This is a genomic window from Allocatelliglobosispora scoriae, assembly GCF_014204945.1.
Taxonomy (GTDB): Bacteria; Actinomycetota; Actinomycetes; order Mycobacteriales; family Micromonosporaceae; genus Allocatelliglobosispora; species Allocatelliglobosispora scoriae.
The window spans coordinates 4,659,456-4,686,091 of record NZ_JACHMN010000002.1 but is presented as its reverse complement, the minus strand read 5'-3'; the positions used below and the strand labels follow the sequence as shown (position 1 = coordinate 4,686,091).

Below are 26,636 nucleotides of genomic sequence, written 5' to 3'. Positions count from 1 at the left end.
CATGTGTCCGACTGTCACGGGTGAAAGCGACGATTCCCGGAAAGCTGTTCCGAATACGTTCCGAAGTTTTCGGGGCCCCGTAAACACCGTCCATCAGGCGGCGCCGGCTGGCGGCCCCACCGTCGAGGCACTTCGCATAGATCTTCAGCAGCACCTCCACGGAGTGGCCAGCGGCCTCTGCTACCTCGGTAGCTGGTACGCCCGCGTTGAGCTGCGTCGACACGGCAGCGTGCCGTAAGTCGTACGGCGTCGCTGCTAAGGCGAGGCGTACGCGTCAGGTGCCAGCACCGCCTTGCGGGCAAGGCGCCAGTACCGGTTCACGGTGCCTTTCGGCAGCTCGTCCTCGTTACGCTCGCCCCGGAACAGTCGGCCGTCGGGTGCTGTGCCGAACTGCTCGATGTGCCAGTGCAGGTAGGCGGTCAGCTCCGGGGGGCACGGAACCGTGCGGCTCTCGCCGACGGCCCGCTGTTTGAGCTGCCGCCGCTCCCGGTGAGTACCGGTATCGGTCCAGTCTTTGCCTGCATGAGGCGCGGCCCCCGAGAGGTGCAATTCGCCCCAGCCCTCCGCCGGTAGGGATAGATGGTGCTTGGCCAGATTGGCGGCCTCCTCCGGCCGTAGTGCCGCGAAGTAGAGGCACGCGAAGAACGCCACCAGGCGTGGCCCGCTCCGCTGAATCTGGCTGACGCCAACCAGCAGCGTCCGAGCTTGCAGCGGGTTCGCCACCGATCGACGGTCAACCGTGTGTGAGGTCTTCGGGACGCTCCACTTCAGCGCGGGCAGCGGGTTGGTTGGCAACAGCTTGCGCTCCACGGCGTTCTCCAAGAATGCGTTGAGGATCTTCCGCCATCTGCTGACGACGCTTGACGCGCGTGGCGTGCCGTCGAGCCGAACCGTCAGGCTGTCCAGGACCGAGCGCAACACATCAGGCTTGGCCAGCGCTGACACCTTCCGCGTGTGTGTCTCTAGCCACGCCAGAGCGGCAGCGACCTCAGGGGGCCGGTCGGGGTGGTGCCGCCTGCTGGGATTGAACGCGTATCGCTGAAGCGTGTGCCTCAGCATCGCCTCATCGGGCCGGCCCCGGCTGTCGGCGAGCATCGCCAGGGTCAGCGCCGACAGCGCCTCTGCACGTGTGCGCCTGGTCGTCGCCGCCGACCGCTGCCACTTCGAGTCGGCATACGTGCATGCCGCCGAATACCAGGTCACCGAAGACACGGCCTTGCGTGCCATGGAGACCGGGCGGCCTGTCTCCACATCGAACGCCTCGCCTCGGCTGACCGCCGACGTGAGGTCGGCGAGGAAGCGGGTTGCCATCGGCTCGTCCCTGAACGGCTCCTTCCAGCGGCGACCCGCAACGCGCCACACGACCCAATAGGTAGTTACACGCTTGCCCTGGTAGATGTCCAGGGCGTAGAGCCGAACGTCATAGGTCGTGTCCATCTAATTGTCCTCTTCGATCAGGGTGTCGAGCCACGCCTCATACACATCGCGGTCGATCCGGATCGATCCGTTCGGCAGCCGCCGGCTGCGCGGCGCTTTCCCGGTGCGGCGCCAGTCGTAGTACGTGGATCGTGTGATGTCGAGGTCCTCGCACAGCTCGGGAATCGTCAGGTAGCGCCGGGGCCGAATGGCGCCACCGCAGCGGCACACCAAGCGGGTTCGAGTAGTCATCTGATATTCCTTCCTCCTGAAATGCCCTGAGCGCCACGCTGAGCCAAGATCTCAGACATGCGCATGCATTTGGGCATAACGTCCGACTGAGGGAAGGTCAGGGCGAGTAGGTAGCTACGCCGCTCATTGCCTCCCGGTAGTCGCATGTCTCGATTGCGGCGGTGTTGCGTTTGTGCTGGTGGATGTCGTTGTTTCAGTTGGCCAGGTGGTGTTGCGGGTGTTGTGGCCGTGGAGTGGAAAACATCTCCGCAACTCCGCATCTCCGCAAATGTGGCCCTGACCTGCGGTGACTGTTGCGGAGATGGCCTCGGCGCGGGGAGGCCATCTCCGCATCTCCGCACGCCGTTTCCGGGTGCTAGAGGAGTGTTTCTGCGGAGTTGCGGAGTTGTGGAGATGGAATCGGGGGTTCCGGAGGAGGCTTCTCCCGCTCGACCCAGAACACCGACCGATCACCGCGCTCCGAGGTACCACCGCGCACGACGTATTTGCCGCGCCAGCGGCCTTTCTGCCCGGTGAGCAGCCGCCCGAGGCTGAGCGGGTTGGGGAGCTTGCCGCTGTGGGTGGTGATGAACTGCCCGTCCCACGGGTCGGCGAAATCGGTGCCGAACGAGTTCGGTTTCGGCGTCGCGGCGCAGCTCGGCGGCGGTCATCGGGGTGCTGCCGTGCCGGTGGTGCCAGGTGGACAGGAACGCCATCCACCGCATCTCGTCCTCGTCGACCTGGCGGACCTCGGCGGCGTTGTCGAGAAACCCGGTGATGCCGTGGTGGGTCAGGAACCCGCCGCAGGCCTGCGCCCACGGTGTGAACTGCCGCATCGACAACCCCCGCGCGCGGGGCGCACCGGCTTGGATCCAGTCGAGGACCAGGACGAGCAGGTGCCAGATGAGCTCCATCTGGTTCGCCGGGACGGTGATCCACTGGTCGAGGTGCGGGATCCCGAACCGGGACTGGTCGCGCTCCTCCGGGCGCGGCATGTCGGGGTCCAGGTGCACCCGCACGGTCCGGCTGGCCATGTCTCCGCCGACCTGGAGGTTGTTGCCGGTGGCGAGCCAGAGCCGGTCGTTGACGGCGGCGGCGGTGCGGCTGGACCCGAGGAGCCGGTCCGACCACACCGGCCCCGTCACCAGCTGCGCCAGGACGGCGGAGTCGATGACGGTGCCCTCGGCGAGGTTGTCCCAGATCACCGCGCCGACCTGCTCGGCGAATACCGCGGTGATGGACTTGCGCAGCTCCACGTCTTCGTAGGCCCAGGGCAGGACGCGCTGCCCGTAGAGCATGCCGGGGCCGGCGGTGAGGATCGTCTTGCCGGAGGCGGGCATGGTCGCGTCGATCACCCCGAACGGGGTCAGCGACCTCGTGTAGTGCCGGACGATCGGGGTGATCAGCAACCCGATGTAGTTCGCCCGGTCAGCGGGGCTGGACCAGGGGAAGTCGGCGAGGAACCGGCCCAGCAGGAAATGCCGGGCCTCGGCCACCTGCTCGGCGGTCGGTCGCTCCGGGACCTCCGGCAGGTCCACCTTCGCCGCCAGGTACAGCCCGGTCGCCGGGTCGTACCCGGGCCGCTGGAGCAGCGTCCCGTCCCGGCGCAGGACCGGTGCGCCGATCACACCCCGCAGCGCGGGCACGCCCGGCCAGGTCTTGCCCGCGAGGACCGCTGACAGCACTCCGGCGGCGGGTGTGGTCTCCTCCTCGAACGTCTCCACGCTGCCAGTGCTGGTCTTGCGGGACCTTCGCCGGTACACGTGGGCGTGCTCGGCGAGCAGCCCGGCCAGGACGGGCGGGTCGATCGGCGACGCGGTCACCGGCAGCGGCGAGTCCTCGTCCGCAGCCGTGCCGGCCACGTCGCCGGAGATCTGCTCCATGTGGACCAGCGCACCGGCCGACACGTACGTGTCCGGCAGCAGACCATTGATCAGGGCGGCTTTGAGGGTGCGGATGCTGTCGGGGCCGCTGCCGATCGCCACCCGCCGCCTGGCCTCGCTCGTCGGGGTCCCGCTCGTCGGGGTCTCGGTCATCCGGTTACTCCTTCCGCGCGGAACCCGCCGTCGATCGCGGCGAGCGTGCCTGAGTTGATGTCCCACCCCGCCCGCTCACACGCGGCGAGAAGCACCTCACGGGCCTGGCGGGGCGTGTACGCGCCGGTCGCGGCGATCCGCGCCCCACCACGCGCGCACCCGTACAAGATCGTGCGGCGCCTGCCGTGCGGTGCCCAGTGGATCCGGTCGACGAGCACCGCCATCAACCGCTCCGGGTGCGCGATGCCGCCCGACCCGGGCGCCGGGCTCGTCGTCCAGGCCGTGGCCGGCACCGCCCGGTCCGGGAGGTTCGTCGACCGGGGCGGTGCTGTGACGGCCGTGAGGAGGGGCGAGGCCATCTCCTCTACCTGTGCTCCAGGGGTGCCGCAGGTGTAGGGGCGGCCGGTACGGGGGTGGATCGACGGCGGGGCCACGATGTACCCGCCGTCGCCGCGCACGTCGATCCCGGGCCCCAGCACCCCCGCGCTGCAGGGGACGCGGACGGTCGGGCCGGGGTGCCGGTAGTACAGGTGCAGCCCGCCCGAACCGGTCCGCACGAACCTCGTCGGCGGACACAGACCCCGTTCGATCAGCGACACCAGCGACGCACCGCCACCGGCGGCCGGGTCGACATCGACCACGACCAGCCGTGAAGGTGCGCCGGTACGGATGGCGAGCATCCCGCCCGGCACCGCCTCGAACATCCGCTTGAGCCGTTTCGGGTCGAGGGTGGCGGCGTAGAACCCGTGGCACGTCAAGCACGGGCAGCTCTCGGGGTCGTGGACGACATCGGGGCTGTCGCGGGCTCGCGCGCAGTCATGACACAGGGCGACAGGGCGCTTGGTACGTCCGAGCAGGAAAACGGGCCACCCAAGCGCGATGTACGCCTGGGCCGCCCCCATGAGGTTGTGGGTCACCGAAGGTGTCCTTCCAAGAGTTCACGGCTGGTGAGAGCCGAACCGGTCAGGCCGGGTGCACGGCGAGGACCGCGCACCCGGGGCGTCCAGCTCGGTGGTGCCGCCGCCGGCCAAGGCGAGGCCGACGACGGCGCGGAACGGTCAGCGGCGTGGTGGTGTTGCCACGCGCAGATGCGGCATCAGCCAGGTCGGCAGCGGCAGAAGGGGCCGGTCGTGGGTGATCACGTAGGGGCGGTTGTTGACGGTGGAGCCGGGGCCGATGACGTAGCCGCCGCTGGACCAGCCGGGTGCGCGTACGTCGATGCCTGGCCCGGTGTGCCAGATGGTGCTGGCGATCGGCGGCCCGGCCGGGGCGGTGAAGTACAGGTGCAGGCCGTGCGGGGTGGTGACGGTGAACGTGTCCGGCCATGCCTGCCCCGCGCCAGCGCAGAGCTGCCCGAACACGGCGATGCCGTCGTGGCCGTTCTTGCGGTCTAGGTCCAGGACCACGATGCCGCTGGCCCGGCAGCCGATCCCGACGTTGCTGCCGTGAGGCCAGGGCTGGTGCGGGTCGCGGCTGGCGCGGTGCTGCCAGCCGGGCGGGGCTTGACGCTGTCCGGCGGGCATGGGGAAAAGCGCGAGGCCGCGCGCGAGCAGGCCGGTGAGTGCGGGTGTCATCAGGGGCACTCGCACTGGTATTCGTCGCGGGCGCCGCACTCGTCACACCAGTCGTCGCGGTCGTGGTAGTCGGGGTCGTCGTACAGGTCGCAGTCGTTGCACATGCTGGTCTCCTCGTCTGGGTGGGGGTCAGCTGTTGTCGGTGTGGAGCAGGGCGCTGATCAGGTCGTCGGCGGTCGGGCTACCGATCCACGGTCCGGCGGCGGTGACGATGAGGTCGAGGTTCGGGCCGGTGTAGGCACCCCAGCCCAGCGCGCCGCTGTCCAGGACATGCACGAAGTGGTCGCCGACCTGGACCGTGAACCCGTTGGCGTGGGCGGTGACGCGGGGATCTTCGGCGTAGCGGCTCATCAGTTGCCTCCCAGGCAGAACTGCAGTCGGGTTCAGAGCGCGTACTGGTGAGTGCGGTCGCGGCGCAGCTGGTGCAGGTGGGCGCGGAGCTGGTCCGGGTCCAGGTCCCGCACCAGCGCGTCCAACTGGTGGTCGCCGAGCTCGGCGAGCTCCCGGTGGTGGACGGCTCCGGGTGGTGGCCCGTATTCGGCGGTGGCGTGCCGGGTCGTCCAGTAGGGCCGCCCGGTGGCCCGCTCATACAGGGCGGCGAGGATGGTGTGGGCAGCCGTCATCGACATGCCTCCGTTCGGTGTGGTGGGTGTGGGTTCGGCGTGCCGCCGGTCAGAAGGCGTCGGCCTCGTCGAGGCGGGCCAGGAGACCGGGTAGGTCGTCGGCGGTGATGAGGACCGGGCGGGGTTTGCCGCCCTCGGCCGGGCCGACGACGCCGATGGCTTCCATTTCGTCGACGAGGCGGGCGGCTTTGGGCCAGCCCAGGCGCAGCCTGCGCTGGAGCATGCTCGCCGACGCCAGCTGCGTTTCGACCGTCAACGCGATCGCCTGCCGCAGCAGAGCCGTGTCTGCGGTACCGGTGCCGGCTGCGGCCGGTGCTGGTGCTGGTGCGTGGTGGTAGGGGGCGGGACTGTGGGTGTGGGCTGCGGTGACAGCGGCAACGATGTCGGCCTCGGTGGCCATGACGCCTTGCAACCGGACCGGTGTGGGTGCGTCGCCGGGCAGCCACAGCCCATCGCCCCGCCCGAGGAGCTGCTCGGCACCACCGGTGTCGAGGATGGTCCGGGAGTCGACCATCGACGCGACGGCGAACGCGAGCCGGGCCGGGACGTTGGCTTTGATCAGGCCGGTCACCACATCCACACTGGGGCGCTGCGTCGCGAGAACGAGGTGGATCCCGGCGGCTCGGGCGAGCTGGGTGAGCCGCACGATCGCACCCTCGGCTTGGGCTTTGGCGGTGAGCATCAGGTCGGCGAGCTCGTCGACCACGATCACCAGGTACGGATACGGTCCCAGGACCCGCCCGCCCGGACCGGTGACCGCACCACGGGTGGTGGTGTCGTTGTAGGCGTCGAGGTTCCGTGCCCCAGCCGCGGCCATGTCCTCATACCGTGCGTCCATCTCGGCGACCGCCCATTCCAGTGCGGCGACCGCGTCGCGCGGGTCGGTGACGATGGGGCGGACCAGGTGCGGCACCCCGGTGTAGGCGGCGAGCTCGACCCGTTTGGGGTCGATGAGCAGCAGCCGCACCCGGTCCGGGGCGGCCCGGGTCAGCAGGGTGCACAGCAGCCCGTTGATGGCCGACGACTTGCCCGATCCGGTGGCTCCGGCGATCAGGACGTGCGGTAACCGTCCCAGGTCCGTGGTGACGTACCCGCCTTCGATGTCCTTGCCCAGCACCACCCGCAGCGGATGAGACCCCGCCATGGCCGGACTGGCCATGGCTGCGGGCAACGTCACCGTCTCCCTCTGCTCGTTGGGGAGCTCGATCCCGATCGCCGACCTTCCCGGGATCGGTGAGACGACGCGGATGCGGTCGCAGCCGGTGGCGTAGCCGATGTTCGGGACGAGCTGGGTGATCCGGCCGACTTTCACCCCGGCGCCGATGACGACCTCGTAGCGGGTCACCGTCGGGCCGCGCGTGTAGGCGTCGACGCGGGCGGCGACGCCGAACGTGGTGAACACGCCGTCGATCGCGTCGCGGATCACCGCCACATCCGGCGGGTCATTCTCTGGAGCGGCCGGAGCGGCCGGAGCGGTCGGGGCGGCGACCGGTGCCGTGACGGGTTCCGGGTCCACGGTGGACCCGGGTGCGGGGCGGCGGCTGCGACCAGCGGCGATGTCGGCGGCGGCCCGTGCCGTCACCCGTATCGCGGCGGCGATCCTGGCGCGCAGGCCTGGCCGACGCCACAGCACCCACCCCAGCACCGCCACTGACCCGGCGACGCCTTTCCAGCCCCATACTCCGCATGCCACCCAGACCCCGCCGATCACCCCGGCGACGGTGCCCGGGGTGATCGGCTGATGCTGGACGCTCACGCCCCACCACCCCGCCTACGGCGCAGGGCGCGCTTGACCGTCGATGCCGACACCCCGAGCTGCCGCACGCCCTCGCGGATCAGGGACTTGGTCCCGGCCGTCGGCGGCTGGGCGGCAGCCCACCGCTCCAGTTCCGGCGACCGTGGCCGGCCCTGCCGGGGCCCCTCCCCCGCCCCCTCGTCTGCGGGGGTCAGAAGGGGGGTCATATCTGCGCTGACCTGGTTTTTGACCCCCCTCAAGGGGTCAGGGCCGTCAAGCGGGGAGGGGGTCCTCCCGGACAGCCACCACGTGTGGGCCCGCACACCGGCCCAGCACAGCAGCCCCGCGATCAGCAAGGCCAGGTTGTAGTCGATGTTCTTCATAAGGTCACCTCCGATCAGGAACAAGGGGATGGGTTAGGAGATGCCGAACAGGAAGCCGGGCAGCCAGGAGACCCCGACCGACAGCCAGTCGAGGACGTGGTCGAGGATTCCGCCGATGGCTCCGGCGGTGAGGTCGGCCATCATCCCGAGCAGGGCGGCGATGGCCCAGAGCTTCCAGTTGACGCGCCGCTGGGGGGTGGTCGGGAACGACAGCCGCGCGAACGCCCCGAGCCGCGTGCTCAGCTTGTCCGGCATGAGCGCTCCGGCGGCGTAGATGGCCAGGCACGCCACCAGCGCCGAGACCACGAAGTGCGTGGCGGCTCCGGCGATGTAGGAGCCGCCGCCTGCGGCTTTGAGGGCGTCGATCGCCCCGGACAGGGCTCCTACGGTCCAGGTGTCGAGGGGGCCGCCGTCGAACCCCATCCTGAGCATGGGCAGGGCGATGAGGAACGCCACCTTGTCGCGCCAGTTGTCGGGGCCGATGCTCAGGTAGTCGATGACGAATGCCAGGATCAGCATCGATGCGACCCCGGCGGGGGAGAGAAGGTGCTCAGAGCCCATGGCTGTTTCCTCCAAAGGGGTTAGGGAGAGGGTTCGAGCAGCCGCCACGTGAACCGGTGACCGTGCGGGCCGGTCACGGACAGGTGCAGTGCGGCGGGGTCGGTGTCCGCAGCGAGCTCGGTGGCCATCAACGCGAGCAGGAGGTTCAGCTCGTACCGGGCGCGGGTCAGGCCGCGTGGGGTCTGCAGGTCGAGGATCACGGTGAACTCGGTGCCGGGGCCGTGTCCTATCTGGTGGCGGCCCTGGAACAGGACCGCTGTGTACATGTGCGGGTCGGGTTGCGTGGTGGCCATGACTGGCTCCTCACCTCGGGTGTGCCGCGACGCCGTACCGGGGTCGCGGCGGTCGTGTCATGCTGGTCACCTCCTCCGGCAGTCGTTCGCTGATCGGGTCGTTGGGGATCCGGGAGCCTGCTCCCGCGCGCGGGGCCGGTGTCTTCAGCACCGGCCCCGCGCCTGTTCCGGGAACACCCGGACCGGGACTCCGCGCCTACTGCACGAGTTCGAGGTCCTGGTCCAGGGGGTAGCTGGCGGCCCAGTCTTTCCAGCGGGTGTCGTCGTCGAGGGTCACGTGGATCACGCCACCGACGGTCGCCACTACGGCGATGACCGTCGCCGGGAGGCGGCCATTGCGACCGGGGTCGATGAACGTCATGCCTGGTTCGAGATCGCGGGCTTTGATGGTCTGCATCTCTGTCTCCTCACTGCGGTACCGGCCAGGCCGCCGTCGTGGCGGCCACCGCACAGACCAGACCCGCCAAAGGGGTGCCTGGCCTGCACGGTGGCGGACACGAGACGGCTAGAGGACGGCGGCCAGGGCCACTGCGGCCAGGGCGAGGGCCAGGGCCAGGGTCAGGGCCTCCCGGGACAGCCGGGCGGCCCGGACGAGGGCCAGGACCAGGGCGGCGGCGGCTACCGCCACCCCGGACCAGCCCGCGGCTACCGCCGCGTCCGGCAGGCCCGGCGCCATCAGCAGGGCACCCGCACCGGCCAGCACGGTGACGGCTGCGCCCTTGGCGGTGCTACCGACACTGGGCGCGGTGGCTGCGTTCGTGGTCATGTGGAACTCCCATCGGCTGAAGGTTTGGAGCTGAGTGCTCCCGGCACGCGCCCGCGCTGCGTCAGCAGCTCGGGCACGACCGTGGAGCGATCAGAAAGCCGTCGGCGGACGCCGCATGAGGTCTGGTCCGTGCAGGACCGTCAGCGGGCCGTCGGGGGGAGGGTGAACCCGTTGCCGTGGACGTGCGGGTCGACGGCAATGCCGACGTGGCACTCGACCGTTACCCGCACACCGGGCAGCAGCGGCGACACGGCGTCGCTGAGCTGGCCGTCGCCGGTGCCGTACAGGATGAGCGCCCTCGGATCACACGCGAAGACGACGAAGCCGGTGTGGGCGGTCGGCTGTCCCGGGACCTTCAACGCGGCCATCCACATGTCGACCTGACCGCGCTCGTTGTCGGGCAGCCGGATCGTGACGTTGCTGCAGTGCGTCCACATGGTGATGGACTCGGGTGCGGGCAGGCGCAGGCGCCGGGCGATGTCCAGGACCGTGTCGAGGACCTGTTCCCTGGTAAACGTCGGCGCCTGCGCGGGTGCGGTGAGGGTCGGGGCGGTCATACGGGGTGTGCTCCTTCGGTCGGGAACCGGTCGCCGGGTGGCGGCCACCGCACGGCCCGGGCCTGTCGGGCCCGGACCGCACGGTGGGCGTCACACATGGACGAGTTCCCGCACCTCAGACCCGATTTCGTCGACGACAGGCGTCGCCGGGTCCTCCGCCACGCGGGGCGGCATGTACCGCTGCGCGGTCCGCTCGCTGATCGCCAACCGGGCCGCCACCTGCTTCGGCGTGAGCTCCGGGTGCCGGGCCGCCAACGCGACGACGAGGTCGGCGGTCGACTTCGTCGTCTTGGCGGGCTTCGGCTTCGGCGCCAGCCTCGGCACCGGCGCCACCCGGGGCGCCGCCTCGGGCGCCACGTCGGCGACGGGGCGGAGCCGGTCCGGGTCGATGTCGGCCGCCAGCAACGCCGTCAACCGGTCGTAGTCCACCGACGCCGCGAGCCTCGCGGCGACCTCGTCGAGGTCGTAGGAGACCATCGCGATCGCCGACGACACCGGGTCGAGCGACTTCGTCAGCTTGAGGCGCAGCGCGGCGGCGATCGCCTTGTGCCGCACCGCCGTCGCCGCCTCCGTCTCAGCGGCGGTAATCGAGTCGCGCACCCCCAGGTCGGGATTCGCCGTGGCGAGCTGCCGAGCCCGCCACACCGTCTGTGGCATGCGCAGCCACAGCGCGGGTCCGTAGGCCGGAGCCTGCGCCGGGAGCCTCCCGGCAGCGCGCAGGTGGTCGCGGCGGCGGGCCTCGGTGTGCAGGACCAGGACCAGGAACGCGGCGACGGACGCACCGGTGAACAGCATGGTCTGGCCGGTGTCGTCGGGGTGGCCGTAGTAGTTCAACGCGGCCACCCCGGCCGCGACCACGACCGCCAGGAGCCGGGCGGCGATCGCGCTTTCACCGTGGTAGGTGCGCCGCCAGTCCGCGAACGCGAACAGCACGGCGGCGAGGAGCTCGACGACGGCGGCGACGGCCAGGGCCGACCACCGGTCGAACCGCAGGTGGAGCATGATCCCGTCGGACTGCCCATACAGGGCCAGCCCGGCGGTCGCGGCGTAGAACACGCTGAGCAGGGCCATCGGCCCCTGCCCGCGCAGGTTCGGGGTGTTCATCGAGGGCCTCCGGTAGCGGGATAGCGGCGGATCACGGTCAGGTAGACCCGGACGTGACCGGCACGACGAGCGGGCAGCTGGCGGGGAGTGCCGGTGACCTGGGCCTGTTCGAGCAGCGACAGCACCGCCGCCACCGCACCGGGCTTGCCGACCAGGCGCACCTGCACCGCCCCGGAGTTCGCGCGGGCCGTCACAGGGCACCGCCCCACCGGGCACCGACCGGGTACCCGGTCACCCCGGGCGGGAGAAGACCGGCGGCGGTGGCGCCCTGGTCGGCGTCGGCGCGTTCGTACGTCCAGCCGCCGGCCTTCAGGGCGTCGGCGAAGTCGCCGCCGGTGGCGACGGCCAGGGCGGCGGCGTCGATGCCGAGGGTCGCGGCGATGGTGAGCAGCGCGTCGCGGGAAACCGGCACGTCGTCGGAGAAACGCAGCGTGGTCATCGCGACCACCTGCGGCGGCGGACCAGCACCAGCTCCTCATCGTCGCCGGTGCCGCCCATCACCGCGTCGTGGTCGGCGATCGTCCCCGAGACGACCTCGCCGACCATGACCAGGGCGAACGTGATCGCGGCGCCGATCAGCGCCGCCCGTACGGGCTGCCCGGCCACGAAGGCCCCGATCCCGCAGACCAGGACCCCGCCCGACGCCATCACCGAGGTCAAGGTCACGTCGTCGTAGTCGGTCTCATCGCGGAGCATCGCGTAGACCATCGCGGCCCCCCACATCACCGACGCCACCCGCTTACCGCGCAGGTAGACCAGCTCCGCATACGCGGCCCGGGGATCCTCCCCAGGCTGCGGGAACCTCAGCACCCGGACCACGTCGCGCATCGTCGCGATCACCGCCCACCACCGGCCCTACGGGCAGCGGCGGCCCGGGAACACGCAAACCGGCGCACACCACGGCGGTCCCGCAGCTGCGCGAGCCGACGGCGCGCCTCGTGGCGCTCCAGCTCCGTCAACGCGAACTCCGTGAGCGCGAAATCGATCCGCGCCTCCGAGCTGGTCGGGTCGAGCGACCGCAGGGCCTTCTCTACCGCGATCTCGTCGATGTAGGACGGGTCCGGGTCGATGTCCAGGGGCAGGTCGCATTCCTCGGCGAACATCCGGTCTTTCCAGATCGCCTCCTCCCAGCACAACCGGCAGGCGACCCCTCCGATCAGATCGCTGAACGACGACCAATGCGATGAACAGATGCGCCCGGCCGCCTCAGCGACCGGGTGGCCAGCGGTCCACAGGACCTCCAGCGGGTCGCCAGCCGCGGCCGGCGCTATAGCCTTGACAGGCATCATGACTTCCCTTCTCAGCGGTTGGGTGTCGATGTGAAGGCCTCGGCGGGATGCCACCCGCCGAGGCCGCTTCGTTCTGAATCAAGTCGAGTGAGACCAGCGGCCCGGATCTGCCCGGGCCGCTGATCGGTTCATGCAGCGCTCGTGCCTCCGCCCGTTCGCCCTGCTCGCCCGGGATCTACCGGGGTCGGTCACCGAGTGACTCAATGCAGAGATGCCACGCACGGCAACACTCACGCCTCTTCCTGTCGCTATCCATTTGTCAAAGAACAAGCGCCCTGGTGGAACCCAGACAGGCTTGCCGTAACCCCCCTTACGTCATATCGACGTGTTGGGGTTACGGGATGGAGCGTAAGGGGGGTTACGGCAACGTGTCAAGGACCATAGCGCGACGTGCGTAAGGCACGTTACGATGCAGGTGAACGGGGAGGTACGCAGGTGGGATAGAGAAGAGGAGCTCATGGAGGAGATGCAGCGGGTACGGGAGGAGCGCGATCCCCTGGTGCGGGTGAGGCTTGCGACTACAGCCGTTTCGCGGTATCAGGACGCCATTAGCGAGCTAGGCGTGATCCGCCGTGACGCAGTAGAGGAGCTACGGGGGCAGGGTCTGACCTTGACCGAGATAGCGGAGCAGGCTGGGGTAAGTCGGGCTCGCCTGTCACAGGTAGGCGCCCCACGGCCGAAGGCCGAACGTGGGCTGCTGAGCACAGGAAACGGTGTGATCATCGCGGTACCGGTGGAGTCGGCTGCTTACCCCGGTCACGATGCCACCCGACCGGTAATTCACCGCGAGGACGCGGAATTCGTTCACCGCATCTCCGTGCTGGCCCAGTCGTACGGGCTCACTGCCGAAACGGAGTACGTCGGCCAGTCCGAGTTCATCGACATGAACCGCGACGGCCTGATCGTGACCTGCGGTCCCCGCCAATCCCCATGGCTGGAACAGCTGCTCACCGGCGACCCCAATTACGGATTCGGCCGTGACACCACGGGCTGGTACCTCGAAGACAAATCGACGGGTGAACGTCACCGATCGCCACAGGATCGCGGAGAGACTGCCGACTTTGGCTACCTCGGGGTGTTGCCGCGGCCGGACGGCGATGGGGGCTGGATCTACGCAGCCGGCATTCATGCGTCCGGTTCGCGCGGAGCTGCCATGTACCTGCAAGAGCACATCAAGGACCTCTACGAGGAGACTCGCAACAGCCTGTGGTCATGCTTGGTGCGGTGCGATTACGCGCCGGACAGCGGAGACCTTCTGAGTGCCGAGATCCTTGCGCCAGTCAAGCGTCGCGGCCGGCTCAAGCCCCGTAAGGCCAGCTGATGAGAATTCTCGTCACTGGTGGTCGCGGGTTTCTTGCTCGGGTTGTGGCCTGCTATCTGGTTGAACAGGGTCACGAAGTCGCCCTGCTGTCGCGGTCTGTTGACCTGTGCCTGCCCGTTGATGTCCAGGTGATTCAAGCGGACATGCGAGATCGTCAGCAGCTTCAAGCCGCGATCACCGCGCCGTTTGACGGCGTCGTACACCTCGCAGGCCTCGGCAACGTCCGAGATTCGGTCGAAGACCCGTTGACGTACTTTGAGGTCAACACCGGCGGGACGCTCAACCTCCTGACCGCACTCCGGCAGGTCAACCCAACGCGACGCCCAGTGGTGGTGCTCGCGTCGACCCAGACGGTTTACGGCTCGCAGCACACCGACCCCATGACCGAAGAGCTCCTGGCAGCACCGGAGCAGCCCTACGCGATGTCCAAGCTCGCAGCAGAGCAGATCCTCGCCGAGCATGCCCGAACCGGCGCTATCGGCGCGGTCTCCCTTCGCCTGGTCAACCTCGCTGGCGCCCATGGCACCATCCGCGATGACAACGCACGTGGCATCATCCCGAAAGTTCTCACAGCAGCCGCCACCGGCTCACCGATCCAGGTCAACGGAGACGGGTCCACCGTGCGTGACTACGTGCATGTCACCGACGTAGCCGACGCGATCGCCCGCATACTCGCCGTTCATCGTTTCGGCGAAACGGCGGTCTATAACATCGGCAGCGGCCGAGGACTCTCGGTTGCCGAGATCATCCAAGCGGCACGAGACGTAACCGGATATGCCGTTCAGGTGGAATCACGCCCGCCCGTTCCCGAACCACCTAGCCTGGTCGTTGATCCGCAGCGCGCCCAGGAGGCACTCGGCTGGAAGCCCAGCCGATCCCAGATCGAGATCATTGTGAGGGACGCCTGGAACGCCTCCCATAGCGCGACCGGCGGCAATTAAGGTCGACGCCCTTGATCGAATCGGTCACGATGATCGAATGGACCGGGGGACGATCAAGACCAGACCAGGGCTAACTCAACGACCTGATGCCAGCGATCAGGATCCAGCCCCAGTGCCAGGAAGGCCGTCAGTGGTCTCCCTCAGCGCTGGGGCCATCATCGTGATGGGCGCCCTGTGCTGCGGTGGCCTGACCGGCGCTGTGCTGGGCATGTTCACGTTGTTCGGGGAGGCGCGCCTCGGCCAGATTCCGCCGTTCGCTGCGCTGGTGGCAGTGGTGTTCGGTGGGCATGCGGCGACGAGCTGGTGGGCGGTGGCGGCGCGGCCGGGTTGGTGGGTCGTGGCCGGCACGCAGGCCCCGTATGTGCTCGCGTATGCGGTGGGTGCCCCGACCTGGTATTTCGTGCGTTACCCGTTGGGGTATGTGGCGTGGGCTCTGGCAGTTGCGGTCGCGGTGTCGTGGCTGGTCGTGTGGTATCTGCGCGAGCCGCGGTCGTCTCGGCGCGCGGTTGTGTTCCTGTCGGTGCTCGGTGTGCTGGTCGCGGGGAACGCGGCCGGGGTCGCGTGGATCAGGTGGCAGGCGACGGACGGGATGGGGTTGCTGGGTCAGCCGGAGCCGTGGATGGCGTGGCGTATGGCGATGAGCAGCTCGTGCCTGTCCGGCAACGAGTACCACTCCGATCGCACGGGCACCGTGCGGGCCGACTGCCCGACCGGCCCCGACGGCAACTACTTCGCCGGGGAGTACGACGAGGACCGGTGGAACCGGTGCGCCGAGGCGGAGGCGTGGGAGCCGTTCGCGCGCTGGCACGAGGCGGACAAGCGGCACTACTCGTTCACCCTGCACCCCAGCCCCGACATCTGGGTGACCGACGGCGACACGGCCACCACCGAGGTCACCGTGCGCGTGGATCACTGGGGGCCGTTCCGGGTTGCGGACGGGTGGACGCTGTCGGCGTGGTCGGAGACCTGGCAGGTCGAGGCGCACCGGGTGCCCCTCGGAGGGTGGAAGATCGCCCGGATCACGGTTCCCGCCCCGATCCAGGTCATACCGAAGCCCTGATACGGGAGCCACAGCACCCGCCAACGAAGGTCAACCGGCGCCCCGTGCACTGTTGCCGGACTCCTGACCGGGGTCGGCGAGGTCGAGGGCCTCGTCCATCGCGATCCGGGTCGTGATGACCCGGTCCCACAGGCGTGCCACCTCGGCCATCGCGCGCAGCTGCTGCGGTGTGACCGTTGCGCGATCCGATGACCGTCGACGACTGACAGACCTGGCAAGGGTGTCCGTTAGGGGACGTTTATCGGACAGCTTGGTCGTGTACCGGGCGAATATTTGCGTGCGACGCTGGACACTTCCGCGGATTGCCTTGTGGGGAGTGGCGTTGGGCATCGGCGAGTCGCTGGGAGGGCCTGGGTTGTTGGATGCTTCGGTCTCGGCTGACGGCGGGAGGGCTGGGGATGAGGGCCGTCTGACCGGTGATGGGCCTGCAGCGGTGACCGCGCGGTGGGTAGAGGTGCACCGGTTGGCGGTGGCCGGTCGGGAACCGGTGATCGCCCGGGATGTGGGTGCCCGGGTGGCCCGGGTGTGGGTGGGCCGGTCCCGGTTCGCCGACGTCGCGGCGCTCTCACGGGAGACGCTGACGCTGGGCCCCGACGCTGACGCGCTCTACTACCTGGGGTGGGCGACGTCGGCGACCGGCCAGCCCCGTCAGGCGCTGGCCTACTACACGCAGGCCCTGCCCATCATGCGGGAGGTCGGCAACCGCGCCAGCGAAGCCGCCACCCTCAACAACATCGGCGCCGTGTATTTCGGGTTGGGTGACTGGCAGCAGGCGCTGGCGTATTACGCGCAGGCCCTGACCATCCGGCGGGAGGTCGGTGACCGCACCGGGGAAGCCGCCACCCTCAGCAACATCGGCGCCGTGTACAACGGGTTGGGTGACCGGCAGCAGGCATTGGCCTACTACACGCAGGCCCTGCCCATCCAGCGGGAGGTCGGCGACCGCGCCGGCGAAGCCGCCACCCTCAGCAACATCGGCGGCGTGTACTACGGGTTGGGTGACCGGCAGCAGGCGTTGGCCTACTACGCGCAGGCCCTGCCCATCATGCGGGAGGTCGGCGACCGCGCCGGCGAAGCCGCCACCCTCAACAACATCGGCCTCGTGTACAACGGGTTGGGTGACCGGCAGCAGGCATTGGCCTACTACACGCAGGCCCTGCCCATCCAGCGGGAGGTCGGCAACCGCGCCGGCGAAGCCGTCACCCTCAACAACATCGGCCTCGTGTACGACGGGTTGGGTGACCGGCAGCAGGCATTGGCCTACTACACGCAGGCCCTGCCCATCCGGCGGGAGGTCGGCGACCGCGCCGGCGAAGCCGTCACCCTCAACAACATCGGCGGCGTGTGCGACGGGCTGGGTGACCCGCAGCAGGCATTGGACTACTACACGCAGGCCCTGCCCATCACGCGGGAGGTCGGCGACCGCGCCGGCGAAGCCGCCACCCTCAACAACATCGGCGGCGTGTATTACGGGTTGGGTGACCCGCAGCAGGCGCTGGCCTACTACGCGCAGGCCCTGCCCATCATGCGGGAGGTAGGCGACCGCGCCGGCGAAGCCGCCACCCTCAACAACATCGGCGCCGTGTACGACGGGTTGGGTGACCGGCAGCAGGCATTGGACTACTACACACAGGCCCTGCCCATCATGCGGGACGTCGGCAACCGCGCCGGCGAAGCCGTCACCCTCAACAACATCGGCGGCGTGTGCGACGGGTTGGGTGACCGGCAGCAGGCATTGGACTACTACACACAGGCCCTGCCCATCATGCGGGACGTCGGCGACCGCACCGGCGAAGCCGCCACTCGCTATAACATCGCGATGATTCACCGAGCGGACGGCAACCTGGACGAGGCGATCAGGGAACTCCAACTCGTCGTCGATCTCGACCGCCAGATCGACCACCCCGACCTCGCGTCCGACACCGCCGCGCTCGAACAAGTACGCCACGAACGAGCACAACACCTCGGCAAGGCCTGAACCACCCCGCCGCCCGGTGACGTCCACCAGCACCGCTCTGCTCGACGTCCGGATCTGCCTCGATCCGGCCGGCAGTCCGTACGACCAGGTCGGAGACGAGCGACCTCGGCCGTAACCGTGAGTGCATCGGCATACCAACGATGGGTGTCGGCTTGGGCGGGGCCAGTTCTCGCTCGTACGAATCCCCGAGGCGAGAGCCTGGAGCCAGAGATGGCGCGTAGATGGGCCATCGTTCACCAACAGAGCCACCGGACACGGTCTCGTCCCGAAGCTGGATCTGCGGGGGCGAGCGGCGGGACAGGTACCGCCTCGTCAGGGGCACCAACCGTCAATGCGGGTCAGCCTGTGCCCCGGGCGGTGTTGCCGGACCCCTGACCGGGGGCGGCGAGGTCCAGGGCCTCGTCCATCGCGATCCGGGTCGTGATGACCCGGTCCCACAGGCGCGCCACCTCGGCCATCGCGCGCAGCTGCTGGGGTGTCCACCGCTGCCGCCGGCTCCAGTCACCCTGCGGTGGAGTGAGCTCGACACCCAGCTCACGCACCCGCGCCATCGCCGCACGCAGCCCCATCGCCGCTTCCACGTACGCCTGCCTCTTGCCCTGCACCCACAGGTCGAATTCGCTGACCGCCGCCACCACCGCACCCTATCGAACTGGCGTTCGAGCGCGTCAAGACGAGTTCGCAGAGTAGGCGGCTACGCCGCTCATTACCGCTCCCCCGTAGTCGACTGTCTAGATCGCGGGGGGCGTCACGTTTGTACTGGTGAACGCGGCCTGATGGTAGGGGGCGGTGGTTCGCGCGCGTTGTGGTGTTGGCGTGGAAAACATCTCCACCTCCGCAAATGCGCCTCTGAGCTGGGGTAACTGTTGCGGAGATGGCCTCGGCGCGGGAGGCCATCTCCGCATCGCTGCAGCCTATTTCTCAGTGCAAGATCGTGCGGAGTTGCGGAGATGGAAAGATCACTATCTCTGCTATCTCCGCAACCCATTTCCCCAGCTAGACGAGTGTTTTTGCGGAGTTGCGGAGTTGCGGAGATGGAATCGGGGGTTGGCGGCGCACCGAGCGCCGCTTAACGGTTGCAGCCAGAGCTACAAATATCCGTTTACGGCCGATTTAGAGCTCAACTACAGCGCCGTTGTTCCGAAGTGGTTCCGAGGTATCGGCAACCGGGCGGCCGAACGATGCATTCGAGCAGCTCAACACATGTCTGTGTCCATGCATGGACTCCCCCTCCGGAGGCGGGGGCGCAGGTTCGAATCCTGCCGGGGGCACCATCCGGATTAAGTCACTGAACTGCAAAAACGAATGCCCCGACCAGCGGGAACGCTGTCGGGGCATTCGTACATGTGTCCGACTGTCACGGGGTGTTTTCGGCCGTCACCGGGGGTCTGCGCCAAATGCGCGCCAAGTTTTTCTATCCCTCGTCGTGGCCCAACGCGCGCTGGATCTGCCTGAACATCTGCTGCTCTCCGCCGTCGAGGCACTTGGCGTAGATCTTGAGCAGGATCTCCACGGAGTGACCCGCCCACTCAGCGACGGTGGTTGACGGCACTCCTCCGTTGAGCCACGTCGACACTGCCGCGTGCCGCAGGTCATAGGGTGTGGCGGCGAGAGGCGTGGCGTAGACCTCAGGGGTGAACGCACCCGCACGGGCGAGTCGCCAGTACCGGTTGACGGTGCCTTTGGGCAGTTCCTCGGCGTTGCGCTCGCCGCGGAACAGGCGTCCGTCCGGGGAGGTGCCGAACTCCTTCATGTGGCGGTGCAGGTGGGCGGTGAGTTCGGGGCAGGACGGGACCGTCCGGCCTTCGCCCACGGCGCGCTGTTTGAGCTGGCGGCGGTCGCGGTTCTTGCCGCTGTCGGTCCATTCCCGGCCGGCGTGCGGTTCGGCGACCTCCAGGTGCAACTCACCCCAACCTTTGTCGGGCAGGGAGAGGTTGCGCTTGGCGAGGCTGGTCGCTTCCTCGGGGCGGAGTCCGGCGAAGTAGAGGCAGGCGAAGTACCCCACTAGGCGCGGCCCGCTGCGTCCCATGTCTTCCAGGGCGTTGAGGAGAGTCCGGGCCTGAATGGGGTTGGCGACGGCTCGGCGGTCGACCAGGTGAGTCGTCTTCGGCACGGTCCACTTGAGCGCTGGCATGGGGTTGATCTGGAGGTGCTTGCCCTCAACTGCGTACTCCAGTGACGTGTTGAAGATCTTCCGCCAGCGGCTGACGACGCTGGATGCCCTCGTGGTGCCGTCCAGGCAGACCGTGAGGCTATCCAGCACTGCACGCAGCACGACGGGCTTCGCGAGCGCCGACACCTGCCTCGTGTGCGTCTCGATCCAACGCAGAGCGGCCTTGACCTCGGGTGGGCAGTTGTCCGCGTTGCGCTTGGTTGGGTTGAACGCCCACCTGTTCAGCGCGTGCCTGACCAGCTTCGCGTCGGGCATGCCCCGCTCGCTGGTGAACATGGCCAGGGTGATCGCCGACAGGGCCTCCGCATGAGTACGCCGGGTCGTGGCTGCCGCGCGCTTCCACTTCATATCTGCGAAGGAGCAGGCGAACGCGTACCAGGTCATGCTTGCGTTCTGCTGGCGCACCATCGATACCGGTAGCCCCGACTCGATGTGGAACGCCTCACCCTTGCGGGCCGCCGCGACCAGGTCGGATCGAAACCCGTCCGCTAAAGGCGCACTCGTGAACGGCTCCCGAAGCGACCGGCCGGCCACCACCCATCGCACGTAGTGGGTCGTGGCCCGTTTGCCCTTGTAGACCTCTGTCTTCCAAATACGCACGTCATAGGTCGTCTCGCTCATCAGGAGTTCACCTCTTCCAGGGTTTCGATCCAGGCCTCGTAGACGGCGCGGTCGATGCGGATCTCACCGTTGGGCAGCTTCTTGCATCTGGGCGCCTTCCTCTTCGCCCGCCAGTCGTAGAACGTCGATCGTGTGATGTCGAGATCAGCGCACAGCTCCGGGATCGTCACGAAACGGGAAGGTCGGGGTGTGGCGCCGCAGTGGCACCTTCGGACGGCAGGGGCGGTCATCGAGAGTCCTCCAGTGCTTGGTAAACGTCCTGAGAGCCATGCTGAGCCAAGATTTTGCATGTTTGCATGTTCCGGTATGCATCTATGATGTTCTGAGTAGGTTGGTCCGCGTATCGGGCGTTCGCCGAACGCTCTCGCTGTTGGGTGGCTCGGTGGGTTGGGGCTGGAATGCCGGTGACAGAAGTGACAGAAGTGACAGAAGTCGGTGCGGTTCGGGGTTCTGTCACTTCTGTCACTTCTGTCACGCGCTTCTCCGCTCAGTGCGAAGCGCGGTGAGGGTCGCGGCCGGGCGGTGAACCTCGGGGTTGACGAGATACGCCGCCGACGGCGGCCGACCGGTCGCCGGACGCGGAGCGGGATCGGCCGGCCGGATGTACCCGTGCAGTTCCAGCAGCGACAGGACCGGGTCGATGTCGGCGGTGGTGGGCATGTGGGACTTCAGGGCGCGTAGGAGGTCGCGTTTGGTGAAGGTGGTGGTGTCGGTGCGGGTGAGCCATGCGAGGACGGTGCGGGCGTGTTGGGTGGTGCGGTCGGCGCCCATGTCGTCGAACGCGGCCAGGGCGTGGGCGGCGTAGTACCGGCCGATGACGATGGCGCGGTCGAGGGTGTCGGCGTCGATGGCTTTGCCCCATCCGTCGCGGAGGTGTTCGGCGAGGTGGATGAGTCCGGCGATGCGGATGACGGCGCCGACGTATTTGCTGCCCCAGTCCACGATGTGCCCCCACGCTCCGCTGGGCGCGAGCAAGGGCTCTACCTCCCGCTCCAGATCGAGGACGCGCTCGTTCGCGTCGCGGGTGAGCGGGAGGACGGCGGGGTCGGTCCACTCGGCGAGCGTCGCGACCAGGGCGGTGAGGCTGGTCGTGTAGACCTCGGTGACCTCGTGCGGGATGGTGTCGGCGCCGATCTTCCGGTAGCCGACGGTGTTCTCGGGGACGGAGAACAGGATGCGGGCGAGCAGGCCCTTGCCTCGGAAGCCGGGCATGCCCGCGATGTCGCGTAGCACGTCGGGCTGTACCGCGAGGCCGAGGGTGAGCGCGGGTTTCTCGACGTGTTCGGATGGTCGGCCTGTCCGGTCGACGAGGAGCATGTCTCCGGCGTGGCCTTTGAGGAACACCTCCAGGTTCGGAGTACCCGAGTACCGCCCGGCGAGGGTGGCGAAGATCCCGCCTTCCGGTGACAGCACCGCCAACCGGCCACCCTGCTCAGCGAGGAGTGACGCGGCTTTCTCGCTGGTGACGTCGTCAGCGATCAGCCGGGGCTTGGCCGGAACTCTGATGCCTTCCGCGTGCATCGCCGCCGCAGCGGCATCGGCGATCAGCGAATCCCGCACTGCCGGGTCGGGAGCGTTCGCGGCGACGTTCGCCGCCTTCTCCGCTGCCTTGCCCGCCACCTTCGCCGCCAGCTCCGCCTCGATGATGACCGGCCGCATCCGCTCCGCCAAAGCCCGCTCCGCACACAGCAGCGGCGAGATCATGCACGCGAACACCGCCGACTTCCGCGACCCCGGGGGGAGTACCGCGACCGTGTACAGGTTCACCGGCTCCCGCCACGAACCCCGCACCTCCACCTCCGCCCGACCACCCGCAGCCGTCGACAACGCCGCGAGCGCCACCGACCCGGCCAGGTCGACGGGAGTCTGCGTGAACTCCGCGACGGCCAGAACGTAGCTGGCGACCCACGCGGGGAGCATGTGGGCGGGGAACTCCGGCAGGTGCCGCTTGTCCCCCAGGGGAACCGGGACCTGCCACCCGCTCGGGGTGGGTTGGTCGCCGAGCAGGGCGTAGCCCTCGGCGAGCGCGGTGGTCGGGTCGCCGGTCTGTGCGGCTTGGGTGAGGCGGTGGCCGAGCTGCACCACGCGGCGCCGCTGGGCGTGCCCGCTGATGATGCCCGCATAGTGCGACGCGTTCGCCACCGACGGGACGGCTTGCATGAGTGTGTGCAGGTATGGGGCTCCGCCGAGCCGGTCGAGGTCTCCGACGGTGGCGAGGTGCGCCCCTACGGTGACCGGGTCGACCGGAGAGCCGAGGGCTCGCAGGCTGGTGAGGTGTTCCCAGAGGGTGGCGTGTGCGGGGCGGTAGAAGTCCGCAGCGGTCAGTGTTTCTCCGAGGGTGTCGAGGGTGTCGGGGGCGAGTAGGGCCGCACCGAGGACGGCCTGTTCGGCTGCGTTGTCGAAGGCTGCGGTTGCGGTCACTGGTCGCTCCCGTTGAGCAGGTCCGACTCGGTGTCTGCGCTGCGGTGCGCGGGCGGGGCGGGCTTGGTGCTCATCGGGGGGTGGATGCGCAGGTAGCGGCGTACTCGGCGGTCGGTTCCGCCCATCGCGGTGGGGTGGCCGGTTTGCGCGATGGTGCCGGTGCCGGCCAAGGCCCGGCAGGCGCGGTCGATCGTGGCGGGGTCGCCGATGAGCCAGATTTCCAGGTCAGTGGTCATGGGTTGCTCCCGTTCCTGCTCGGTGGGTGAGTGCGGCGTAGACGGTGGCGATCGCGACCCGTGCCGACTCCTGGATGCGCTGCTCGGTGCCGGTGAGGTGGACGACGACCCGGATCTCCAGCCGTGTGCGGCCGGTGTCGGCTTGCTGGTAGCGGGTCGCGACCAGCCGCCCGAACGAGGTGCTCCAGCACTCCGGGGCCGAGGCGTGCTCGCCGGTGGTGTGGCGTTCGGTGGTGCAGTGGTGGCCTTTCTGGCACCAGTGCGGGTGACGGTTCATCGGGTGCCGTCGCGGTGCAGTCGGCGGAGGTGGTTGGCCACGCGCCGGCCGTGGCGGAGCTTCAGGCCTTCGGTGCGGCAGGACCCGCAGGGGCGGGAGCGGCGGGGAAAGGCCTTGACGTGGCCGGTGCCGTGGCAGCGGCGGCACCGTGCGTATGGCGAGACGGCACAGAGCGCTGCGTAACCGAGCGTGACGACAATGGCGGGGCAGGTGAGTGTGCTAGCTAGCGAGGCGAAGGTGTCCACGAGTAGGCCTCCAGAGCCTGTTTCAGGGTGCGGAGGGCTGGCGCCGCTAGGTCGCTAGGGCGCTGGCCGGGGTTCGGATCGGGGTGCTAGCAGGGGTGCTAGGTCTAGCAGGACAAGGCGCTAGGCCTAGCACCCCCGTACCGGGCTTTTCGACCGGTTATGTCGGGATCAGTCGACGGGCTTGCCGCCCTGGAATCGGTCACGTTGGGTGATGGCGTTGGCGATCGCGGTCCGTTCGATGCCACGCCGGTTCTGGCCGTTGCGGAACACCTGCACGGTCTTGATCCCGTACCGGCCGAGGGCCTTGGTGACCTGCTCGCCGGTCCAGCCGGCGTAGGCGTCGGGGCGGTGGTCGGCGAGGCGTTCGGCGAGGGTTTCGCACCACACCTTCGGCTCGGTCGCGGGCACCACGGCCAGGACGTCGTCGAGGACCCGGTGCTCATCGCGCGGGCGTTCGCTGCTCGCGGCCGGGTCCAGGGCGTGCCCGGTCACCGTCCCCGCCGCTTCCCGAGCCGCCCTCGCTCGGGCGACGACCTGCTCGGCGGCGGGGCCGTCGAGGTAGTAGGTCCGCACGATCTGCGGGTCGTCGCCCTCCCCTGCCAGGTACCCGATGCCCCGGTCGGAGCGGGCGAACATCGTGGCCTGGATACCGGCCTTGTAGCTGCCGGTGCCCAGGACCATATCGTTCGCCACGTGTCCCATGACCTTCAGGCAGAACCGCAGTACCGCGTTCGACGAGATGCCGGTGGGCAGGGATTTCGCGTCGACGCGCTGTGTGGCGAACACGGCGGTGATGCCGAGTGCGGGGCCGCGTCGGACGAGGTCTTCGCAGATGGCGGTGAGTTCGTCGCCGTGCTCGGGGTGCTCGAACCACCGCTGGCACTCGTCAACGGCGACCATGACCGGGTGGAGCCGGTACGCGGGCAGGCTCGCCAGTTCCGGGGTCACCTTCGACTCCGGGCACAGCTCACGCGGCAGCTCCCGGATCACCTTCGCGCGGCGCCGCAACTCTGCTTGAAGGTCGCGCATGTCGGCCAGGGCGTAGGCGATGTCGTCGTCGTCATCACCGGACCGGTACCGGTGCGCCACCGGCTGCAACGCTCCGAAGTCCCCGGTGCCCTTGAGGTCGTACGGGTGCAGCTCCGCGCGCGGGTCGAGGGCTGCGGCGAGGAGCATCAGGCGCAAGGCGAACGTCTTGCCCATGCGCGGGATCGCCCCGATCGCCGCCGAGGCGAACATCAGGGTGACACCGACCTGCCGACCGCGCGGGTCGGTGCCGAACGGGAACGGCCGGAACAGATCCACCGCCCCCGCCTTGACCAGGGGCCACGGTGCCGGTTTCGTCGCCGCCATCTCCCGGTCCCCGACCCACAGGATCAGCCGCCCGGGGTGGACCGACGGCTCCGCCTCCGGCCACACGCACCCCACCGGCCGCGCCAGCCCCGACGCGAGGGCCAAGCGGCGTTCGATGACCTGCTCAGCGGTAGCGCCTCCGGGGAGGTCGATGGTGGCGCGCCATCCTTCGCCGTCGCGGACGATCGGGGCGGGGAACCGGATGGCCTGCGGGTTCTTCGCCAACCGCGCGGTGATCGCGGCCAGACCGAGGACGGACAGGGCGTGGACGATGCTGTCGGAGTCCAACCGGGCCACCTGAGACGACACGATCGCCGTCCCCGCGATCGGCCGGTCACCCGGACGACCCACCAGGCCGAACACCACCACCGCAACGAACCCGCCCGCGATGGTGGCGAGGGTCTGCTCGCCGTCGGTCAGCGACGCCCACCCCACCCCGCCAGCACACGAGACGACCAGGGCGCCGATCCCGGCCAGCCAGGCGCGGAACCGGACGCGGGAGTCGCGTTGCATGGAGAGCTTGCGGTACTCGGCCGGGTCGTTCTGGTGGACCGCCCCCAACCGGAGCTGGTGGCCCTCGCGGTCGAGGACCCACCGCCACCCGCCGCGGACCGCCCTGCCCACGCCGACGGGTGTGTAGAGGGCGAGCTTGCCGAGGTAGAGGGGTGTGCGGACGGTGTGGTAGCCGGTGGTGTGCGCGGCGTATTTCGCCGCCCACGCCATCGTGTCGGTGAACGCGGCCCGCGAGCGCAGCCACGGCGGGATGATCGGCGCCCGCTGTGCCGGCCGACTCTGCCACCCGCCCGAGGGCAGGTCAGCACTGTCGACCAGCGTGGCGCTGGTGTCGTCGTCGGTGAGCAGGTCGGCGAGAGCGGCGTCCCAGTCGCCGTTCGTGCTCTCGGCGGTCATCGGGCCACCCCCGCACCGACGGTGACCGCGTCGAACGCAGCCCACGCCAGCTCCGGGACCTCCGCACGGACGGGCAGGGTGTCCAGGTCGAGCAGCCGCACCCACTGCGCCGTGGCGACCTCCGACTCCAGCGCCACCGGCACGCGCCGGGAGTCGCCGGTCGCGAGGTACAGGGCATCGAGGTGGCTGTGCGCGGGCTCGGCGGGCCTGCCGGGGCCACGGTCCGGCTTCGCCGGAGCCGGGATCTCCGCGACCAACCACGGCACGGGCAGCACCCGCATCCCCGGCAGCACAACAACCGGCCCGGACGGGTACAAGTCCGCGGTGAGACCGGTCTCCTCGCGCAGCTCCCGCAGCGCCGCCTCATGGGGCGCCTCGTTCGGGTCGACGTGGCCGCCGGGGAACATCAGGCGACCGGTCGCGTTGTGGTGGACCAGCAGGACCCGCACCGCATGCGGATCGATGACCACGACGGACGCGGTCAGATGCCGCGTTTCCTCAGTGACCGTAGGTGGTGCGAACATGGCAGGTGC

At 69.2% G+C, this 26,636-nt stretch carries 31 protein-coding genes and 1 pseudogene; 4 read left to right on the top strand and 28 right to left on the bottom strand.

What is annotated here, in order from left to right; translation table 11 throughout:
• The 20 genes and pseudogenes from F4553_RS40245 to F4553_RS26660 form a co-directional block, all read right to left on the bottom strand.
• Nucleotides 1–223, bottom strand: a pseudogene (locus F4553_RS40245) (hypothetical protein); the annotation flags it as partial.
• Nucleotides 224–255: 32 nt separating this feature from the next.
• A complete protein-coding gene (locus F4553_RS26750) occupies nucleotides 256–1,437 on the bottom strand; it encodes a site-specific integrase (RefSeq protein WP_184840445.1) in 1,182 nt (393 codons plus the stop codon).
• A complete protein-coding gene (locus F4553_RS26745) occupies nucleotides 1,438–1,668 on the bottom strand; it encodes a helix-turn-helix transcriptional regulator (protein WP_184840444.1) in 231 nt (76 codons plus the stop codon).
• 449 nt (nucleotides 1,669–2,117) lie between these two features.
• Nucleotides 2,118–3,683, bottom strand: coding sequence for a hypothetical protein (locus F4553_RS26740; RefSeq protein ID WP_246466556.1), 1,566 nt, complete (start codon nucleotides 3,681–3,683; stop codon nucleotides 2,118–2,120).
• A complete protein-coding gene (locus tag F4553_RS26735) occupies nucleotides 3,680–4,600 on the bottom strand; it encodes a bifunctional DNA primase/polymerase (protein WP_312875373.1) in 921 nt (306 codons plus the stop codon). The genes F4553_RS26740 and F4553_RS26735 overlap by 4 nt, the downstream gene beginning before the upstream one ends.
• Before the next feature lie 141 nt (nucleotides 4,601–4,741).
• Nucleotides 4,742–5,257, bottom strand: coding sequence for a bifunctional DNA primase/polymerase (locus tag F4553_RS26730; protein WP_184840441.1), 516 nt, complete (start codon nucleotides 5,255–5,257; stop codon nucleotides 4,742–4,744).
• A gap of 129 nt (nucleotides 5,258–5,386) precedes the next feature.
• Nucleotides 5,387–5,608, bottom strand: coding sequence for a hypothetical protein (locus F4553_RS26725; RefSeq protein WP_184840440.1), 222 nt, complete (start codon nucleotides 5,606–5,608; stop codon nucleotides 5,387–5,389).
• A gap of 32 nt (nucleotides 5,609–5,640) precedes the next feature.
• Nucleotides 5,641–5,880 carry a hypothetical protein gene (locus F4553_RS26720; RefSeq protein WP_184840437.1) on the bottom strand — a complete coding sequence of 80 codons (240 nt, stop codon included), beginning with the start codon at nucleotides 5,878–5,880 and terminating at the stop codon, nucleotides 5,641–5,643.
• Nucleotides 5,881–5,929: 49 nt separating this feature from the next.
• Nucleotides 5,930–7,636, bottom strand: coding sequence for a DNA translocase FtsK (locus tag F4553_RS26715; protein WP_184840435.1), 1,707 nt, complete (start codon nucleotides 7,634–7,636; stop codon nucleotides 5,930–5,932).
• Nucleotides 7,633–7,842, bottom strand: a complete 210-nt coding sequence (locus F4553_RS26710; RefSeq protein WP_184840433.1) for a hypothetical protein — start codon at nucleotides 7,840–7,842, stop codon at nucleotides 7,633–7,635. Before F4553_RS26710 ends, F4553_RS26715 begins: the two co-directional genes overlap by 4 nt.
• Before the next feature lie 189 nt (nucleotides 7,843–8,031).
• Nucleotides 8,032–8,559, bottom strand: coding sequence for a hypothetical protein (locus tag F4553_RS26705; RefSeq protein ID WP_184840431.1), 528 nt, complete (start codon nucleotides 8,557–8,559; stop codon nucleotides 8,032–8,034).
• Nucleotides 8,560–8,579: 20 nt separating this feature from the next.
• On the bottom strand, nucleotides 8,580–8,852 hold the full coding sequence (locus tag F4553_RS26700; RefSeq protein WP_184840428.1) for a hypothetical protein: 273 nt from the start codon (nucleotides 8,850–8,852) through the stop codon (nucleotides 8,580–8,582).
• 196 nt (nucleotides 8,853–9,048) lie between these two features.
• Complete coding sequence (locus F4553_RS26695) at nucleotides 9,049–9,249, bottom strand: hypothetical protein (RefSeq protein ID WP_184840426.1); 201 nt, start codon at nucleotides 9,247–9,249, stop codon at nucleotides 9,049–9,051.
• Nucleotides 9,250–9,357: 108 nt separating this feature from the next.
• Nucleotides 9,358–9,618 (bottom strand): hypothetical protein, encoded by a 261-nt coding sequence (locus F4553_RS26690; protein WP_184840424.1) that lies wholly within the window; start codon nucleotides 9,616–9,618, stop codon nucleotides 9,358–9,360.
• 140 nt (nucleotides 9,619–9,758) lie between these two features.
• Nucleotides 9,759–10,175 carry a hypothetical protein gene (locus F4553_RS26685; protein WP_184840423.1) on the bottom strand — a complete coding sequence of 139 codons (417 nt, stop codon included), beginning with the start codon at nucleotides 10,173–10,175 and terminating at the stop codon, nucleotides 9,759–9,761.
• Between the two features lie 90 nt (nucleotides 10,176–10,265).
• On the bottom strand, nucleotides 10,266–11,279 hold the full coding sequence (locus tag F4553_RS26680) for a hypothetical protein (protein WP_184840421.1): 1,014 nt from the start codon (nucleotides 11,277–11,279) through the stop codon (nucleotides 10,266–10,268).
• Nucleotides 11,276–11,473, bottom strand: a complete 198-nt coding sequence (locus tag F4553_RS26675; RefSeq protein WP_184840419.1) for a hypothetical protein — start codon at nucleotides 11,471–11,473, stop codon at nucleotides 11,276–11,278. The genes F4553_RS26680 and F4553_RS26675 overlap by 4 nt, the downstream gene beginning before the upstream one ends.
• A complete protein-coding gene (locus F4553_RS26670; RefSeq protein WP_184840417.1) occupies nucleotides 11,470–11,718 on the bottom strand; it encodes a hypothetical protein in 249 nt (82 codons plus the stop codon). Before F4553_RS26670 ends, F4553_RS26675 begins: the two co-directional genes overlap by 4 nt.
• Nucleotides 11,715–12,119, bottom strand: coding sequence for a hypothetical protein (locus F4553_RS26665; RefSeq protein ID WP_184840415.1), 405 nt, complete (start codon nucleotides 12,117–12,119; stop codon nucleotides 11,715–11,717). The genes F4553_RS26670 and F4553_RS26665 overlap by 4 nt, the downstream gene beginning before the upstream one ends.
• Nucleotides 12,116–12,565: a hypothetical protein gene (locus F4553_RS26660; RefSeq protein ID WP_184840413.1), complete on the bottom strand. Its 450-nt coding sequence runs from the start codon at nucleotides 12,563–12,565 to the stop codon at nucleotides 12,116–12,118. The genes F4553_RS26665 and F4553_RS26660 overlap by 4 nt, the downstream gene beginning before the upstream one ends.
• Before the next feature lie 460 nt (nucleotides 12,566–13,025).
• On the opposite strand from F4553_RS26660, the gene F4553_RS26655 reads away from it, so the two are divergent.
• From F4553_RS26655 to F4553_RS26640, 4 genes are all read left to right on the top strand, one after another.
• Complete coding sequence (locus F4553_RS26655; RefSeq protein ID WP_184840411.1) at nucleotides 13,026–13,889, top strand: sigma-70 family RNA polymerase sigma factor; 864 nt, start codon at nucleotides 13,026–13,028, stop codon at nucleotides 13,887–13,889.
• The gene (locus F4553_RS26650) at nucleotides 13,889–14,830 is read left to right on the top strand and encodes an NAD-dependent epimerase/dehydratase family protein (RefSeq protein ID WP_184840409.1); all 942 of its coding nucleotides are present in this window, start codon (nucleotides 13,889–13,891) and stop codon (nucleotides 14,828–14,830) included. Before F4553_RS26655 ends, F4553_RS26650 begins: the two co-directional genes overlap by 1 nt.
• A 130-nt stretch (nucleotides 14,831–14,960) precedes the next feature.
• A complete protein-coding gene (locus F4553_RS26645) occupies nucleotides 14,961–15,890 on the top strand; it encodes a hypothetical protein (RefSeq protein ID WP_184840407.1) in 930 nt (309 codons plus the stop codon).
• Between the two features lie 469 nt (nucleotides 15,891–16,359).
• On the top strand, nucleotides 16,360–17,868 hold the full coding sequence (locus F4553_RS26640; protein WP_312875398.1) for a tetratricopeptide repeat protein: 1,509 nt from the start codon (nucleotides 16,360–16,362) through the stop codon (nucleotides 17,866–17,868).
• Nucleotides 17,869–18,206: 338 nt separating this feature from the next.
• On the opposite strand, the gene F4553_RS26635 is transcribed toward F4553_RS26640, so the two are convergent.
• From F4553_RS26635 to F4553_RS26600, 8 genes are all read right to left on the bottom strand, one after another.
• Entirely contained in the window at nucleotides 18,207–18,503 is a 297-nt protein-coding gene (locus tag F4553_RS26635) for a hypothetical protein (RefSeq protein ID WP_184840403.1), read from the bottom strand.
• A gap of 779 nt (nucleotides 18,504–19,282) precedes the next feature.
• Nucleotides 19,283–20,662, bottom strand: coding sequence for a tyrosine-type recombinase/integrase (locus F4553_RS26630; protein WP_184840401.1), 1,380 nt, complete (start codon nucleotides 20,660–20,662; stop codon nucleotides 19,283–19,285).
• Nucleotides 20,662–20,832 carry a helix-turn-helix transcriptional regulator gene (locus F4553_RS26625; RefSeq protein WP_312875372.1) on the bottom strand — a complete coding sequence of 57 codons (171 nt, stop codon included), beginning with the start codon at nucleotides 20,830–20,832 and terminating at the stop codon, nucleotides 20,662–20,664. The genes F4553_RS26630 and F4553_RS26625 overlap by 1 nt, the downstream gene beginning before the upstream one ends.
• Nucleotides 20,833–21,133: 301 nt before the next feature.
• Nucleotides 21,134–23,083 carry a DUF3987 domain-containing protein gene (locus F4553_RS26620; protein WP_184840397.1) on the bottom strand — a complete coding sequence of 650 codons (1,950 nt, stop codon included), beginning with the start codon at nucleotides 23,081–23,083 and terminating at the stop codon, nucleotides 21,134–21,136.
• The gene (locus F4553_RS41230) at nucleotides 23,080–23,319 is read right to left on the bottom strand and encodes a hypothetical protein (RefSeq protein ID WP_184840395.1); all 240 of its coding nucleotides are present in this window, start codon (nucleotides 23,317–23,319) and stop codon (nucleotides 23,080–23,082) included. The genes F4553_RS26620 and F4553_RS41230 overlap by 4 nt, the downstream gene beginning before the upstream one ends.
• Nucleotides 23,309–23,596 (bottom strand): hypothetical protein, encoded by a 288-nt coding sequence (locus tag F4553_RS26610; protein ID WP_184840393.1) that lies wholly within the window; start codon nucleotides 23,594–23,596, stop codon nucleotides 23,309–23,311. Before F4553_RS26610 ends, F4553_RS41230 begins: the two co-directional genes overlap by 11 nt.
• A gap of 413 nt (nucleotides 23,597–24,009) precedes the next feature.
• Nucleotides 24,010–26,103, bottom strand: a complete 2,094-nt coding sequence (locus tag F4553_RS26605) for a cell division protein FtsK (protein WP_184840391.1) — start codon at nucleotides 26,101–26,103, stop codon at nucleotides 24,010–24,012.
• Nucleotides 26,100–26,627: an NUDIX hydrolase gene (locus tag F4553_RS26600; protein ID WP_184840389.1), complete on the bottom strand. Its 528-nt coding sequence runs from the start codon at nucleotides 26,625–26,627 to the stop codon at nucleotides 26,100–26,102. Before F4553_RS26600 ends, F4553_RS26605 begins: the two co-directional genes overlap by 4 nt.
• Nucleotides 26,628–26,636: the final 9 nt, after the last annotated feature.